Below are 17,412 nucleotides of genomic sequence, written 5' to 3' on the forward strand. Positions count from 1 at the left end.
AATGAATAAAATGACATTCAGCCAAAAAGTTGGTGCAGCGATTCTTGCCATGTTGCTCGCTTTTGCCTTTTTACAGCCCTATTTTTATCCAATGGATATTGGATTCCAAGATCTGACAACGATTCTCGCCAAACCCGGTGAACTTGCGTGGTTTGGCACAGATCACCTCGGGCGAGATATGCTAGCCCGCCTTGCTTCGGCGATTCGCTTATCATTCGGTCTATCTCTTTTTAGTGTATTTTGTGCATTAGTTGCCGGGCTGATATTTGGTATTCTAGCCGGCTTTTTCGGCGGATGGCTTGACCGACTATTCAGCTTTATTTGCGATTTAGTGATGGCTCTCCCCGGCTTATTACTCATTCTATTATTTGCTTCATTGTCCCCGGGATCATTTTGGACGCTTTATTTAGGTATCGCTTTGGTGATGTGGGTGGAATTTTTCCGTGTAATTCGAGCAGTCAGTCAAACGCTTGCTTCCAGTGCTGAAATCGAATCTTCTCGCTTAATGGGAATGGGATTATTTTATAGCTTTAAACGCCATCTTTTACCACGTTTGCTACCGCTTATTGTAACCTTAAGTGCTTTTTCGCTAGGTAATGCAATTCTGGCATTAGCAACACTCGGGTTTGTGAATGTGGGGCTACGTCCACCTACAGCCGAATTAGGTTTAATGATGACTGAATTATTCCCTTATTACTATGAAGCTCCGTGGATCTTTATGCAGCCGGTGATTGCTGTCTTTTTAATGGTTCTCAGCCTTCAACTTTTATCAGGGAGAGTAAAATAATGGCACTATTACGCATTGAGAATGTTGGAGTAAAAACCACCACAGATTTAACCTTAGTTGAACCGATAAGTTTAACGCTAGAACAAGGTAAAAATATCACGATTCTCGGTGAAACCGGTTCAGGAAAAAGCTTGTTGATTCAAGCTATTATGGGTGCTTTGCCGGAAGGGCTCGAGGCAAGCGGTCAAATTTTTGTAGAAAATAGCAAAACCGAAAACACACAGCTAGAATCGCTTTGGGGTAAAACCTTGGTAATGTTGCCGCAAGAGCCTCGCCGTTCTCTTGACCCAATTATGACGATTGGTAAACAGCTTTGGGAAAGTTTTTTCTTCGTAGCTAAAAAAGATAAACAAGCGGCAAAAACCGAAGGAACAAACACTCTTGAGCATTTGGGCTTAAAAGCATGGGAAACTGCATATCCGCACCAACTCTCCGGCGGTATGGCCCAGCGAGCTTCTTTTGCTGTCGCTACGGCAGCCGGCGGTAAAATTTTATTAGCTGATGAGCCAACCAAAGGGCTTGATCAAAAAAGCAAAACCAATGTGATCCAATTACTAAAACAGACTTATCAGAATCAAGGCGGTTTGCTCACTATCACACACGATATTGAAGTTGCCGAACAATTAGGTGGCGAAATCTTGGTGATGAAAAAAGGGCAGTTATTAGAAAAAGGTTCTGCGGAAACATTGCTTGCTAACCCACAACATCCGTATACCAAAGCCTTAATTGCCGCTGATCCGAAGCATTGGCAAGCGGTCGAAAATTCGCAAAATTTTGCAAAAAATCAACCGCTTGTATCGGTGAAAAATCTGAGTGTTGCACGAGGCAAACGAACACTTTTCAGTGAACTTTCATTTGACTTACATCAAGGCGAAATCTTAGGTGTTGTCGGACACAGCGGTATCGGCAAAAGTACGCTCGCTGATGTGTTATGCGGTTTGCTTAAGCCTAAATCGGGCGAAGTAATTTGGCACAGCCAGCAACATAAAAAACATCAGGTATTGAAACTGTACCAAGATCCACCGGAAGCTTTTGCCCCGACTGTCAGTTTACAGACGTTGTTAGATGATGTGATCGATAAACATAAGTTAGATCGTTCGCAAATTCCAACTTTGCTGCAACAATTGGCGCTTTCTCCGGAAATTATCACCCGTAATGCAGAAAGCGTCTCAGGTGGTGAATTGCAACGTGTTGCGATCTTACGTGCATTATTGCTTGAACCGGTGTTACTTTTTGCCGATGAAGTGACCTCTCGCTTAGATCCGATCACGCAAAAAGAAACGATTGAATTATTAATCAATCAATGCCGTCAACGCCAATGTGCGTTAGTGATTGTTAGCCACGATCCATATTTAATTGAAAAAAGCTGCGATAAAGTGATTGATTTAACTCAGTTTATTTAGTTGTCCAGAAAACAACTGGTTCATACCAGCTGTTCAAAGAAAACAAGCGGTCGTTTTTGATGAAAACTTTGCAAAATTTGCTTTGTTCTCCTTAAAAACGACCGCTTATTTTTATTTTATTCCTCGATATTATTCAACTAGGTCTAACATCTCCTGTGCATTGGCAAGTACTGCATCGGTAATTTTACTTCCGCCTAATAACCTTGCTAAGGCTTGCACCCGCTCTGCTTGGGTTAATAACGACATTTGAGTTTCTGTCTGATTATTTTCCACATACTTTTGTACATTGAAATGCTGATGACCGTAACTTGCTACCTGCGGTAAGTGTGTCACACAAAGCACCTGACATTTCTTGCCTAATTGACGTAACAACTTGCCAACTGTGGTTGCTGTCGGACCGCTAATCCCGACATCCACCTCATCAAAAATAATGGTTGGTGTGGATAATTTATTTGCGGTTAATACCTGAACTGCCAATGAAATACGAGATAACTCACCACCAGAAGCTATCTTGGCTAACGGCTGAGCTTGCTGCCCTAAATTACTACGCAAGTTAAATTCAACGAAGTCCGCTCCGTTACTTGATATCTTTTTAGAGTCATGTTGCACATCAATAAAAAACTCACCGTTTTCCATTGAAAGATGTTTAATTTGTGCAGTCACTTGCTCAGCTAATTTTTTACCTGCCTCAAGACGCTTTTGATAAATTTGTTCTGCCAACTGAATAGATTGTTGATAAGCCGCTTGTTCATCTGCAATTAGCTGTTCTTCATTTCCGGCAAAATCTACCAACTTTTGTAATTCATCTTGGAGTAGCGAATGATGTTGCCATAAGTTTTCCGGCAATACATGATGCTTGCGGGCTAATTGAATCGTCTTACTGATACGTGTATCCAACTCATTGAGTAAATCCGGATCTTGTTCGATTTTGCTGGCTAAATCACTTACTTCAGAACTAGCTTCCTGAACTTGAATAAGTGATTCATTTAGCATATTTAGCGCCGATTGATAACGTGAATCAACTTCTACTAAATCTTCTAAATGGCGAATCGCCTTATATAGCATTGAATCAACATTTAATTCATTTTCGCTCAGTAAATCAGTCACTTCTTGGGATAATGCGGTTAATGCTTCAGAATTGGATAACCGGCTATGCGTTTCTTCCATTTCTTCAAATTCGCCTTGCTTAATCGCAAACTCATCCAATTCATCCACTTGATATTGCAATAGCTGTTTACGAGCCTCATTCTCTTGGCACTGTTGACGAAAATTTTTAACCTGCTGATGTAATTTCTTCCAACGATGATATTGGTTACTCATCTCATTCAACAAGCTATGAATGCCCGCATAGTTATCCAATACTTCCAATTGATATTCGCTCTTGAGTAGCAATTGCGGTGCGTGCTGACCATTTAAATGAATCAGATATTGGCCTAATTCTCGTAGCTGAGAAATCGGTAACGGGCGATTATTCACGAATGCTTTAGAACGCCCCTCTTGGTTAATCATACGACGTAAAATACATTCCTGAGGATTATCTTCATCCAATAACTCGTGCTGCTGTAACCACAAATACGCAGGACTGGTCGGTTGCATAGTAAAGGTTGCGGTAATATCCGCTTTATCCGCACCATTACGAATCATACTACTTTCAGAGCGATAACCGAGACAAAGGCTCAACGCATCAATCGCAATTGACTTACCGGCACCGGTTTCTCCAGTAATGACCGACATGCCTTCATTCAGCTCTAGCGTTAAGTGACGAACAATCGCAAAATTATTAACCGTTAATTGAGTGAGCATAAAACACCTGTAAAAATATATCCTGTATGGATATATACTATAACTGTTTTTTTGAACAGTAAAGTATTTTTGCAAGATTTTTGCCGAATCCGACCGCTTGCCATAAAAAAATCCTCGCTGATTTTCATCAACGAGGATTTTCAAACTAATCAATCTTACTATTATTAAATAAAGACTTGTTCGCCAATACGATAACCCTGCGGAGCTTGTTCTTTGTCTTCAAAAGTTACAAATTCCCAAGCATTTTCGTTAGCAAGGATTGCACGTAATAATTTGTTATTTAAACCGTGTCCTGATTTATATGCGCTGAAATCACCAAGGATATTATAGCCACACATAAATAAGTCGCCGATTGAGTCTAACATTTTGTGCTTCACTAATTCGTCTTTATAGCGTAGGCCTTCTTCATTCAAAATACGATATTCATCTAATACAATCGCATTATCAAGGCTACCGCCCAATGCTAAGCCGATTGATTGAAGGTATTCAACATCTTTCATAAAAGTGAAAGTTCTTGCACGGCTGATTTTGTGAATAAAGTTTTCAGCAGATAATTCCATTTTGAAATTACGCACATCTTTGCTGATCATCGGATGGCTAAAATCAATAGTGAAATCTAATTTTAAACCTTTACTATAAGGTTTCATTTCCGCCCATTTATCACCTTCTTCCACACGTACCGTTTCTTTGATACGGATGAATTTTTTCGGCGCATCTTGCTCTTCAATACCTGCATCTAATAATAAATAGATGAATGGACTTGCACTGCCGTCCATAATCGGAATTTCAGGCGCATCTACTTCAACAATTAAGTTATCTAAACCTAATGAAGCCATTGCGGCATTTAAATGCTCAACGGTTGAAATACGTACACCGTCATCATTAATCATACAAGTACAAAGTTGCGTATCACGAATAGATTCCGCACTTGCAGGAAAATACACTGCAGGTTCTAAATCTGTACGAGCGTAAATAATCCCCGTATTCGCCGGAGCAGGACGTAACGTTAACGTTACTTTTTTACCGCTGTGCAAGCCGATACCGGTAACTTTGGTCGCTTGTTTTAGCGTTCTTTGTTTAATCATTATTCTGTCCTTATTCCCTATATTGGGCGATCATTACTGACCGTTTCTCATAAACCCAGGGATTGAGTTTGGAGACCAAACTTGAGAAGAATCAACTTGCTGTGGTTTTGGTGCTGCAGACTGAGATTGGCTAAATTGAGCCGGTTGCTGAGTATAACCTTGTTGAGGTTGAGCAAATGCTGGCTGAGCCGGTTGTGCCTGTGGCTGATATGCAGCCTGAGTGTGCTGCTGAACTTGTTGTTGCAACACTGGCGTTCTTGGTAAAGTTAACTCTTCTGCTTGACCAATACCTGTCGCAACTAAAGTTACACGTAATTTACCATCCATTTCAGGGTAAACTGACGTACCAAATACAATCGTTGCATCTGAAGCCGCAAAACTATGGATATAATCCATAATCACATCAACTTCGTTAAGTTCAATATCTAAACCTGATGAAATACTTACTAAGATACCTTTCGCACCAGATAAATCAACATCTTCTAATAATGGGCTAGCCACTGCATCGTGAGCTGCACGCTCTGCACGGTCTTCACCTTCAGCAATACCTGTACCCATCATTGCACGTCCCATTTCAGACATTACTGTTTTCACGTCTGCAAAGTCAACGTTGATTAACCCTGGAGAGGTAATCATATCGGTAATCCCTAAAACGGCATTACGTAAAATATCATTTGCCGCTTTAAAAGCGTCCATCATTTTTGTATTTTTTGGTAATACTTTTAATAATTTATCGTTAGGGATGATGATTAATGAGTCTACGTGTTTAGAAAGCTCTTGAATGCCTTGTTCCGCATAACTCATACGTTTGTTACCTTCGAAACGGAACGGTTTCGTTACGATTGCAACTGTTAGTGAACCTTGTGATTTTGCGATATCCGCAATAACCGGTGCCGCACCGGTACCTGTGCCACCACCCATACCGGCAGAAATAAACACCATATCCGCACCAGCAAGCATATTAGATAATGCTTCGCGATCTTCTTCCGCTGCTTGACGACCTACATTCGGGTTTGCACCGGCACCTAAACCTTTAGTGATATTCGCACCGATTTGAATAGTTTGGCGAACAGAACTTGTACGTAATACCTGCGCATCCGTATTCACTGAGAAAAACTCAACGCCACCAACACCTTCATTATTTAGGTTACCGTCAACCATATGGTTCAGTGCATTACCGCCACCGCCACCAACGCCAACAACCTTGATTACCGCATCTTGTGTTGTTTCATAAATAGGTTCAAACATTTTTCATCTCCCTACGTGCCAACTTGTTTGTCAACACTATTAAAAACTCGATTTTGCCCAATTAACAGCCTTCTTTACGCCTCTGCCTAAAACATCAAGGAGCGTATCTACTTTCTCACCAATTTCACCACCGCTACCCTTTTCGTCAGAATTGTAATGGCTATACTGTAAAAGACCGAGTACTGTTGCATATTGTGGTTTATTTACATAGTCCGTTAACCCTGTAATATTTAACGGATATCCAACTCTTACTTGAGAGCCGAAGATATTTCTCGCACATTCTACAATATCTTCGATTTGCGAACCACCACCAGTAAGCACAAAACCTGCAATTAATTCCTGTTTTATGCCTTTTTGGAACAATTCGTGACGTAATTGAGTTAACTCATTCTCAACAACCTTCAATAAATCACTATAACATTGCGAAGTTACCGTCGCAACTTGTGCCTTGGTGAAGGTTCTCGGCATTCGACCGCCTAGTCCTGCTACCTCAATTTTTTTCTCAGCATTATGAGTTGGAGGGTTAATCGCACTACCATAATTCATTTTGATGCTTTCGGCTTCGTTACGTGAAGTCGTAAATACATGCGCAATATAATCAGTGACGTTATTACCCGCAAATGGAATCACTTTACTAAAACGTAATGCACCATCTGTATAAACTAAAACATCCATTGTGCCGCCACCGATATCAATTAAGCAAACACCTAACTCTTTCTCATCTTCGGTTAATACGGAATAACTTGATGCAAGTCCTGAAAAGACAACTTTATCTACTTTTAACTTCGCACGTTCTACCGCATTTTTCAGATTACGTAACCAATCTTGATGGCAAGCAATCAGATGTGCTTGAGCTTGTAAACGCATACCGGATAAACCCACCGGGTTTTTCGTTGCCGGTAATCGGTCTACTTTATATTCCTGCGGAATAATATGCAACGTTTCTAAGCCGTCCGGTAATTTAATCGAACGCGCAATATGAATAGCAGAATCAATATCTTCATTCGTTACTGTCCCACCAAGCGGTACAGTACCGCTTTCATTTAAAGCGGTGATATGTTGTCCAGAAATAGCAAGCGTTACACCAATAATTTGGCAATCCGAGACTGATTCGGCTTGTTCAATCGCGCGTTGAATCGAATTCACCGCGGCATCTAAATCAATAACGCCACCACGATCAACACCTTTGGCTGGACACACCCCTGAACCAATCACATTGATTACACCATCAGGCAAAACTTCTCCAACAACGGCTACAACTTTTGACGTGCCGATATCTAAACCGACAATTATTTTGGATTCTGCTATTTTTGTCATATCACTATATTATGCTTGCTAAGAATTATTGATGTACAGGACTAAAACCGACAGCTGCGCCATGTTCATAACGCAGATCCACATAAGCCAGTCGTTGTCCTTCAGGAACATTAATTTCCGGAAAAATCGTCACAAAACGGTCAATTTTTGGTGTCCATTCCCCTCGACCGAGGCGCAGCTCTACATGATTTGATAAAGTGATCGTCCAAGAACCTCTGTTATCCACTGCAACGGATTGCAACTCTAAATTTCGAGCTTTTAAGTCCGCTTTTATTTTACTCCACGCATCTAGAACTACCTTTCCTTCGGAATCCGGTCCATAAAGTACCGGAAGCCCCGTTTTATCCATTCGATCAGCCGGTAAACTGAATACCACACCGTGATCGGAAAGAAAGTTAGTATTATTCCAAATAGCAACAGGATTATGTTCAATTAATGTAATGCTTAAACGATCAGGATAAAGCTTTCTAACAACAACATCTCGAACCCAAGAGATACCAAGTAATTTTTCTTTAACTTGTTGAATGTCTTGACCGAAATATCCTTTTAGAACAGGCTTTTGCGATAAAGTTTCCCGAACGTCCGCATTTGTCGTAAATCGAGTTTTATGGGTAAGCGCATAAGCACGAATCGGAGTCTTATCCAGATTCTCTAACCAATGATGCCAATTGCTATAAACGATAAATGTGAAGATTACGCATAATAACACAATCAACGGCTTAATTAATACTAACCGATTAAAGGGATTTGCTGAAGATTTTGCTTTTAACGGCTTAAAACGAACCGAAGGTGCCGTTTTTTTGCGTAAAACAGAAACCATTATGCGCTTAACTCCAATACACGTTCGACTAATTTTTCAAATGGGATACCGACCGTTGCTGCAGATTTCGGGAAAATACTATGGCTTGTCATACCCGGACAAGTATTCACTTCAACTAAATTAAAGTTACCATTTGCATCTTCCATCACATCAATTCGGCTCCAGCCACGGCAGCCAACCACATCATAAGCCGCTTTAACTAATTTTGCCACTTCCGCTTGACGTTCATCATTTAATGCCGGCACGACATATTGGGTATTATCCGACACATATTTCGCATGATAGTCGTAAAACTCACCATCCGGAATCACTTGTACTGCCGGTAATACTTGACCGTCTAGCACCGGAACGGAATATTCCTTACCTGCCAAGAAAGCTTCTACTAAGACGATTGAATCGAACTTTAACGCTTCTTCCACTGCCGGTAATAATTGCTCAACCTTTTTTACTTTAGTTACGCCGACACTTGAACCTTCGCTTGAAGGTTTAACGAATACCGGTAAACCTAATTTTGCAATAATTTGTTCGGAATCGACCGCTTCTCCACGGCGAACAACCACCATTTCAGCCGTTGGTAAACCGACTGCTTGCCACATTAATTTGGTACGGAATTTATCTAAAGTTACCGCTGACGCCATCACGCCGCAACCGGTATAAGGAATACCCATTTGCTCCAATGCACCTTGTAATACACCGTTTTCACCGATACCGCCGTGTAAAATATTGAAAACGCGTTGAATCCCTTTTTCTTTTAATTTTTCAATCGGGAAATCTTTAGTATCAATACCTTCTACATTATAGCCTAGGGATTTTAATGCTTCGGTTACCGCTGCGCCTGAATTTAGCGATACTTCACGTTCTTGAGAAACGCCGCCAAATAACACTGCAATTTTTTCATCTTTAATGCTCATTTTTTATCCTTTCTTATTTTGAACACGATGTATCGTGCCCCTACTACTCGATTCAAGGTTCACAAGCGGTCAATTTTGCAAAATTTTTTGCAAATCTTACCGCTTATTAAGCTTTCCAACTTTCTGCCAAACCACGAGAAATGCGACTTACACTGCCGGCGCCTTGTGCAAGAATTAAATCGCCGTCTTGGATAATTTGATCTAATACTTCACCAAGCTGATCGGTATCCGAAACTAAAATCGGATCGACTTTACCCAAATTGCGGATTGAACGGCATAACGCTTTACTATCCGCACCAACAATTGGCGCTTCACCTGCCGCATACACTTCGAGCATAATTAACGCATCAACTTGTGATAACACTTGTACAAAATCATCGAATAAATCACGAGTACGTGAATAACGGTGCGGTTGGAAAATCATTACTACGCGTTTATCTTCCCAACCTGAACGGGCCGCTTTAATCGTTACATCCACTTCGGTCGGATGGTGACCGTAATCATCGACTAACATCACTTTACCGTTCGGACGAATAAATGAACCTAATTGGTCAAAACGGCGGCCTGCACCTTGGAAATCAGCAAGCGCGGCTAAAATTGCTTCGTTGGCAATGCCTTCTTCTTTCGCTACCGCAAGAGCTGCCGTTGCATTCAGTGCATTGTGTTTACCCGGTACATTCAGCAATACGTCAATACGTTCGCCGTTCGGACACACCACCGTGTAATGTCCTTGGAAACCGGTTTGCTGGTAATCTTCGATACGATAATCGGCTTTTTCGCTAAAACCGTACGTCACAACCTGGCGACCGACTTGCGGTGCGATTTCCATCACGGTTTCATCATCGGCACACATAACCGCTAAACCGTAGAACGGTAAGTTACGTAGGAATTTTACATAAGTCGCTTTCATCTGTTCGAAATCACCGCCGTAAGTATCCATATGATCCGGCTCAATATTCGTTACCACCGAAACCATCGGTTGTAAATGTAAGAATGACGCATCACTTTCATCCGCTTCCGCAATTAAGTAACGGCTTGCACCTAAATGAGCGTTCTTCCCTGCCGATTTAACCAAACCACCGTTAACAAAAGTCGGGTCTAATTGCGCTTCAGTATAGATCATCGAAATCATTGCGGTGGTAGTTGTTTTACCGTGTGTTCCCGCAATAGCGATACCGTGACGGAAACGCATAATTTCCGCTAACATTTGCGCACGTTGAATCACCGGAATTCGTGCTTCTTTTGCCGCACGCACTTCCGGATTGCTATCATCAATCGCACTTGAAGCAACCACTACGCTCGCACCGGTAACATTTTCCGCTTGATGCCCGATAAAGACTTTTGCACCGGCTTCAGCTAAACGTTTAGTTACCGGACCTTCGGCAATATCAGAACCGGAAATTTGATAGCCTTCATTCAATAATACTTCAGCGATACCGCTCATTCCCGCTCCGCCGATACCGATAAAATGGATTTGATTTACACGGCGCATTTCCGGTACTAATTTTTTAATTTTATCTTGGAAATTTTTCATTGTTGTTTTCCTATCTGTACAACCAAATATTTTTGTTGGTTGCGTTTAAAACTATTTCGCTTGTTCGATAATCACTTCCGCTACACGTTGAGCGGCTGTAGGCGTTGCTTTCGCTCTGGCTTTGACTGCCATTTCGGTTAATTTTTGGCGATCGGCAATTAACGGCTGTAACGCACTTAATAAACTTTCTACCGTAAAATCTTGCTGTTCGATAATGATTGCCGCACCGTCATCCGCTAAATAAGTCGCATTCAAATATTGCTGACGATCTTTATGTTGATAAGGCACAAAAATGGCTGGTAAACCTGCTGCAGCAATTTCACAGACGGTTAAAGCACCTGAACGACAAATCACTAAATCCGCCCAATTATAGGCTTGTGCCATATCATCAATAAATTCGGCGGCAATACCGTTACCGGTCGTTTGATAAATTTCTTCCACACCACTGAGATTGCCTTTTCCCACTTGATGGCTAATAAACACATTTTGACCAAGCTGTTTAGCTGCTTCAGGTACGGTTTGGTTAATCACTCTTGCACCTTGACTGCCGCCCATCACTAAAATATTGATCGGATAACCTCGTTCGGCAAAACGAATTTCCGGCGCTTCAAGCTGAGCAAGATCTTCACGCACAGGATTTCCCACCACTTCCGCATTTGGGAATGCGGTCGGGAACGCCTGTAAAACACGACGAGCAATTTTTGATAACCATACGTTGGTTAAACCGGCAACCGCATTTTGCTCGTGTAAAATGACCGGTACGCCGCATAATTTCGCTGCAATGCCACCCGGCCCGGATACATATCCGCCCATACCGAGCACCGCATCAGGTTGATAATTTTTAATGATTTTACGTGCCTGCATCACCGCTTTAAAAATCGCAAACGGTGCTTTCAGCAATGCGCCGATACCTTTTCCTTTCAATCCGGAAATTTGAATAAACTCAATCGGAATACCGTGCTTTGGCACAAGGTCGGCTTCCATTCGATCTTGAGTGCCTAACCAACGGATCTCCCAGCCCTGTTTCTGCAGTTCTCGCGCAACCGCAATTGCCGGAAATACATGGCCGCCGGTTCCACCTGCCATAACAAGAAGTTTTTTAGTCATTTTGGTCTCTTTTGCAAAAATTGAGCGTAATCGCTCACTTATTAGATTTTTTAGACAAATTGTTGTTATTGTACAGGAAATTGACAATTTACGGAAAAAGAAAGCGGTCAGTTTTTGCAAATTTTTTGCAAATTCCGACCGCTTGTTTCTTTAAATTTCTTTGATTTGCGCATGCCCTATTAAAGCAAGACGATTTTCATAATCAATTCGCAGTAAAATCGCAATTGCGATCGACATAATAACTAAACTGGAGCCACCATAACTCACCAATGGGAATGTTAATCCTTTGGTCGGTAGTAAACCTGAAGCCACCCCTAGATTTACGAAACCTTGTAAGAAGATCCAAATCGCGATTCCGAAAGCTAAGAAACCACGAAAACGCTCTTCCAATTTCAATGCATCTTTACTAATTTTGAGTGCACGTAATGCTAAAGAAACTAACAAGATCACAATCGCGACAATACCGATAAATCCGAATTCTTCACCGACTACTGCCATAACGAAGTCCGTATGTGCTTCCGGCAAGTATTCCAGTTTTTGTACCGAGTTGCCTAATCCTTGTCCCCAGAATTCACCTTGACCAAATGCCATTTGCGAGTTGGAAAGTTGGAAACCGTCACCATAAGCATCCGCAAAAGGATCCATAAATGAGGTAACACGTTTAAGGCGATATTCGGATGTCAGTACTAAAAACGCAAATAAGATCGCCGCCGCAATGCCTAAGAACAGGAACTGTAAAATTCTCGCCCCCATAATAAACAACATGGCAAACGTTAATACGAATAATACGAACGTACTACCTAAGTCCGGCTGTAGCAGTAACAAAATACCGAAAATAGCCAAAATCACCATCGGACGAATAAAGCTCGCACGCTTGGTACGCATTTCATCATATTTGCGCACATAGAAGCTGGCGAAATAACAAATAATGGCTAATTTCGCCAATTCTGCCGGCTGGAAATTTATCGGTCCGAGCGGGATCCAACGTGTTGCACCGTTAACATTACGTCCAAAAACCAGCACGACCACTAAAAACAGTAACGATATTAAGAAAAAAGCCACATTACGTTTTTCCCAACTTTCGGTTGGGATCTGCACGACAATGACAAATGCACATAACGAAGCCGCTAAATACAATCCGTCACGTACCGCAAAGTAAAACGGATCGTCATTTAAACGGGTACTTACCGGAATCGATGCCGAAGTTACCATCACAAAACCGATAACTAATAAGCCGAAAAACAGCCAGATCAACGTGCGATCATATAGCGAATTAGTCGGCGTTAATCGTATCCATTTATCCCATTCTGTCTTAAATCTTTCTAACATATTAAGCGGTTACTTCCTGAGCTAATTTGACAAAAACGTGTCCACGTTCTTCAAAGTTCTTAAATTGATCGAGACTTGCGCAAGCCGGCGACAGTAGTACCATATCACCTTTTTTCAGTTGCGGGCGAATTTGCTCAATCGCTTGTTGCATAGTTTCCACCAATACGCTTTGGTTTGATAATGCGGCTAACTGTGTACCGTCCTGACCGAAGCAATAACAAACGATATTCGGTTTATTAATCAGTGGTTTTAACTCGGAAAAATCCGCCGCTTTACCGTCACCGCCTAATAACAAATAAAGCGTTCCCGACACTTGTAAACCGTTGAGTGCCGCTACCGTACTACCGACATTGGTTGCTTTTGAGTCGTTCACCCAACGTACGCCGTCATTGGTTTTGACCGCTTGGAAACGGTGATCCAAACCGCCGTACACTTGCAATGCTTTTACAATCCCTTCACGCGGAATGCCCGCCGCTTCGGCTAATGCCATTGCTGCTAATGCATTCATTTCATTATGACGACCTGAAATCAGCATTTCTTTGGTTGGGATAATTGCATCATCACCCGAATATAAAATACCGTTGCGCATAATGTACTCGGCATTATGTTCTGCAAAACGAATCAATTTTTTAACCGCTTGCGTTTCAAGAGGATAAGTCAGTCTATCTTCACCATTTACAATCACATTCTCGGCATTGTCGTAAATACGCAATTTCGCTAAACGATATTCTTCAACCGAGTTATTGTAACGATCCATATGATCTTCACTGATATTTAAAATGGTTGCCGCAACTGCTTTTAAAGAAGAAGTGGTTTCTAATTGGAAGCTGGACAGCTCCAACACAAACAATTCATATTCCTCATTCAATAGACTTAATACCGGCACCCCGATATTGCCGCCCATACCGACTTTAATCCCCGCCTGTTTTGCCATTTCGGTCACTAATGTCGTGACCGTGCTTTTGCCGTTTGCACCGGTAATCGCAATAATCGGTGCTTTCGCTTCACGCACAAATAATTCGATATCGCCAACCACTTCCACACCGGCATTGATAGCTTGTTGAATTTCCGGTGTAGCCAATGCAAGCCCCGGGCTAATCACAATTAAATCGGAAGCTAATAGCCATTCGCTGTTTAAACCGCCGGTATGCAACGGTACATCTGCCGGAAGCTGGTCGGCACCTGCCGGTTTTTCACGGGTATCAATTACTTGTACTTTTGCTTGCTTATCCGCAAAAAATTCGACACAAGATAAACCTGTTTTGCCTAAGCCGATAATGGTAACGACCTTATCTTTATATTGGTTTTGCATAATTGAATCTCTTTATAATGGGTAAAAATTTGGATAAATCAGACCGCTTGCAAGCGAAAAAGGTGGGACAAGCCCACCTATGATTAACGAAGTTTTAACGTGACTAAGCCAACTAATACAAGCATCAAGGTAATGATCCAGAATCGCACGATAACACGAGGCTCCGGCCAACCTTTTAATTCGAAGTGATGGTGAATCGGCGCCATACGGAAAATACGTTTTTGGCGAAGTTTATATGAGCCGACTTGTAAAATTACCGAGAGCGCTTCCACCACGAATACACCGCCCATAATCACGAGTAATAATTCTTGGCGAACTAATACCGCAATCGTGCCTAACGCACCACCTAATGAAAGTGAACCGACATCGCCCATAAATACTTGTGCCGGGTAGGTGTTGTACCATAAGAAACCTAAACCTGCGCCAACAATTGCCGTACATAGAATCACTAATTCACCGGCATTCGGTACAAACGGAATATGTAAATATTGCGCAAAATTAAAGTTACCAGTAGCCCATGCAATGAGTGCAAAAGCCGATGCCACCATAATAGTCGGTACAATCGCTAAACCATCTAAACCGTCCGTGAGGTTTACTGCGTTTGAAGTGCCGACAATTACAAAATAAGACAGAATGATAAAGAAAATACCAAGCTGCGGCATAAAGTCTTTAAAGAACGGTACCACTAATTGAGTTGCCGCCGTATCTTTACCGACCGCATAAATACCGAATACAGCAATCAACGCAATGACTGATAACCAGAAATATTTCCAACGAGCAATTAAGCCATCGGTATTTTTGCGTTTGATTTTCCAGTAATCATCAACGAAACCGACCGCTCCGTAGCCGAATAGCACGAACAGCACAAACCAAACATAACTGTTACGTAAATCCGCCCAAAGTAAGGTACTCACACCGATGGCGATTAAAATCATAATACCGCCCATGGTCGGCGTACCACGTTTTTTGAAATGGCTTTCCGGGCCGTCATTACGCACTTCTTGACCGAATTTTAAAAGCTGTAAGCGACGAATCACTTCAGGGCCAATCCATAAACCGATTCCCATTGCAGTAAGCAATGCCATAATTGCACGGAAAGTAATATAAGATACAACGTTAAATGCTGTATTGTATTGAACTAAATACTCAGCAAGCCAAACTAACATAAGAAAAAACCCTTGTTAAATCATACTAAGCGGGCAATTGCCCACAAATTTTATCCACACTAGATAGTGCTACGAGCAACAACTCATTTTCACTATCTACCTACCTTAAAAATTAAAAAGAAACGCCCAAAGAAAGGCATAAAGCAGAAATCAATGTTTCCATTTTTTGGCTACGAGAACCTTTTGCTAACAACACTAGCGGTTGTTTTTCTGCAATCTTTTGCGAAATAATTGGTAATAAGAAATCGTGCATTGCTTGTTTATCGGTAAAGTGATGTGCAGTCTCTCCACTAATTACCGCACTTTGCTTACCGAAACTCACCACTAAATCTAAATCTGCCTCACGTACGAAATCCGCCACTTGTTGGTGACAAGCTGCACTTTCATCGCCGAGTTCCGCCATATCACCGACCGCAAAAATACGGAACGCCGGATAATTTTTTAATACCGCCACCGCTGATTTCATCGAATCGACATTGGCGTTATAGGTATCATCAATCAATAAACAATGCTGATTAACTTCAACCGGATACAAGCGACCTCTGACTTGCGAGCGTTGCTCCAAGCCGGCTTTGATCGCATTTAAATCTGCACCGACCGCCATAGCGAGCGAAGTTGCGGCTAAAGCATTGCTGACATTATGTGCGCCTAAATAAGGTAAATTAATTTCGATTTCGCCTTGCGGAGAATGTAGAGTGAAATGAGAACCGGATAAGCCTAATTCCACATTTTCCGCCCAAAAATCTGCATACGAATCTTGATCCGAACCGGTATAGCTGAATGATTGCAGCTCATGCTCACCAATTTCTTTTTGCCATTGCGGGTAATAGAACGCTTGGTTCACAATCGCTTTACCACCGGCTTTTAAGCCTCGATAAATTTCGCCTTTCGCTTGTGCCACACCGGCAAGTGAGCCGAAACCTTCTAAATGTGCCGCTGCAACGTTATTCACTAAACAAGCGTCCGGTTGAGTGATCGCTGTGGTATAAGCAATTTCACCGATATGGTTTGCACCGAGTTCCACCACCGCAAATTTATGTTGCGGCGTTAAACGTAATAAGGTCATCGGCACACCAAGGTCGTTATTTAAATTGCCAAAGGTATAAAGCACTTCATCTTCACAAGCGGTCATTTTTTGCAAAATTTTTGCCGTCATTTCTTTCACGGTGGTTTTGCCCGAAGAACCAGTCATCGCCACTGTTTTCGGATTAAGTTTCGCTTTTAACCATTTGGCTAACTCGCCTAACGCTAAGCGTGTATCTTTCACGACAATTTGCGGTACGGAAATTTCACATTCACGCTCAACCACCACTGCCACACAGCCTTGCTCCACCGCATTAGCTAAGTAATGGTGCGCATCAAAGTTCTCGCCTTTTAATGCAAAAAACAGTCCGTTTTCGACCGCTTGTCGGGTGTCGGTGCTAGTGGTTTCCACCACTACATTGCCATCACCAATCAACTGCGCATTAAGAATGCCGGCAATTTCATTTGTTGTTAGTTTTATCATTTTCTTCTTTCAAAAATATTTGCTGTAAACCTCGTACTATATGTACGAGGTTACTGATTGTGCGGTTGCTCTGCAACCTAATC

At 41.9% G+C, this 17,412-nt stretch carries 14 protein-coding genes; 2 read left to right on the forward strand and 12 right to left on the reverse strand.

The window, feature by feature from the left end; genetic code table 11:
• Position 1: 1 nt before the first annotated feature.
• Both EL121_RS03510 and EL121_RS03515 read left to right on the forward strand, forming a co-directional pair.
• Positions 2-787, forward strand: coding sequence for an ABC transporter permease (locus EL121_RS03510; protein WP_039197765.1), 786 nt, complete (start codon positions 2-4; stop codon positions 785-787).
• Positions 787-2,190 (forward strand): ABC transporter ATP-binding protein, encoded by a 1,404-nt coding sequence (locus tag EL121_RS03515; protein WP_039197766.1) that lies wholly within the window; start codon positions 787-789, stop codon positions 2,188-2,190. The genes EL121_RS03510 and EL121_RS03515 overlap by 1 nt, the downstream gene beginning before the upstream one ends.
• Before the next feature lie 129 nt (positions 2,191-2,319).
• Here EL121_RS03515 and recN read toward each other — a convergent pair whose 3' ends face one another.
• The 12 genes from recN to murF form a co-directional block, all read right to left on the reverse strand.
• A complete protein-coding gene (gene recN / locus EL121_RS03520; protein ID WP_039197768.1) occupies positions 2,320-3,993 on the reverse strand; it encodes a DNA repair protein RecN in 1,674 nt (557 codons plus the stop codon).
• 164 nt (positions 3,994-4,157) lie between these two features.
• On the reverse strand, positions 4,158-5,078 hold the full coding sequence (gene lpxC, locus EL121_RS03525) for a UDP-3-O-acyl-N-acetylglucosamine deacetylase (protein ID WP_014992113.1): 921 nt from the start codon (positions 5,076-5,078) through the stop codon (positions 4,158-4,160).
• A 33-nt stretch (positions 5,079-5,111) separates the two neighbouring features.
• A complete protein-coding gene (ftsZ, locus tag EL121_RS03530; protein WP_039197769.1) occupies positions 5,112-6,326 on the reverse strand; it encodes a cell division protein FtsZ in 1,215 nt (404 codons plus the stop codon).
• A gap of 39 nt (positions 6,327-6,365) precedes the next feature.
• Positions 6,366-7,643: a cell division protein FtsA gene (ftsA, locus tag EL121_RS03535; RefSeq protein WP_014992115.1), complete on the reverse strand. Its 1,278-nt coding sequence runs from the start codon at positions 7,641-7,643 to the stop codon at positions 6,366-6,368.
• Positions 7,644-7,668: 25 nt separating this feature from the next.
• Entirely contained in the window at positions 7,669-8,463 is a 795-nt protein-coding gene (locus EL121_RS03540) for a cell division protein FtsQ/DivIB (protein WP_039197770.1), read from the reverse strand.
• Positions 8,463-9,374: a D-alanine--D-alanine ligase gene (locus EL121_RS03545; protein ID WP_039197772.1), complete on the reverse strand. Its 912-nt coding sequence runs from the start codon at positions 9,372-9,374 to the stop codon at positions 8,463-8,465. The genes EL121_RS03540 and EL121_RS03545 overlap by 1 nt, the downstream gene beginning before the upstream one ends.
• Positions 9,375-9,480: 106 nt before the next feature.
• Complete coding sequence (gene murC, locus EL121_RS03550; protein WP_039197774.1) at positions 9,481-10,908, reverse strand: UDP-N-acetylmuramate--L-alanine ligase; 1,428 nt, start codon at positions 10,906-10,908, stop codon at positions 9,481-9,483.
• A 51-nt stretch (positions 10,909-10,959) separates the two neighbouring features.
• The gene (gene murG, locus EL121_RS03555; RefSeq protein ID WP_039197777.1) at positions 10,960-12,015 is read right to left on the reverse strand and encodes an undecaprenyldiphospho-muramoylpentapeptide beta-N-acetylglucosaminyltransferase; all 1,056 of its coding nucleotides are present in this window, start codon (positions 12,013-12,015) and stop codon (positions 10,960-10,962) included.
• Positions 12,016-12,165: 150 nt separating this feature from the next.
• On the reverse strand, positions 12,166-13,344 hold the full coding sequence (gene ftsW, locus EL121_RS03560; protein ID WP_039197779.1) for a putative lipid II flippase FtsW: 1,179 nt from the start codon (positions 13,342-13,344) through the stop codon (positions 12,166-12,168).
• Between the two features lies 1 nt (position 13,345).
• Entirely contained in the window at positions 13,346-14,656 is a 1,311-nt protein-coding gene (gene murD, locus EL121_RS03565; protein WP_039197781.1) for a UDP-N-acetylmuramoyl-L-alanine--D-glutamate ligase, read from the reverse strand.
• Positions 14,657-14,739: 83 nt separating this feature from the next.
• Positions 14,740-15,822: a phospho-N-acetylmuramoyl-pentapeptide-transferase gene (gene mraY, locus EL121_RS03570; protein WP_039197783.1), complete on the reverse strand. Its 1,083-nt coding sequence runs from the start codon at positions 15,820-15,822 to the stop codon at positions 14,740-14,742.
• Positions 15,823-15,934: 112 nt separating this feature from the next.
• On the reverse strand, positions 15,935-17,329 hold the full coding sequence (gene murF / locus EL121_RS03575) for a UDP-N-acetylmuramoyl-tripeptide--D-alanyl-D-alanine ligase (protein WP_039197785.1): 1,395 nt from the start codon (positions 17,327-17,329) through the stop codon (positions 15,935-15,937).
• Positions 17,330-17,412 lie beyond the last annotated feature (83 nt).

The organism is Actinobacillus equuli (assembly GCF_900636745.1).
Taxonomy (GTDB): Bacteria; Pseudomonadota; Gammaproteobacteria; order Enterobacterales; family Pasteurellaceae; genus Actinobacillus; species Actinobacillus equuli.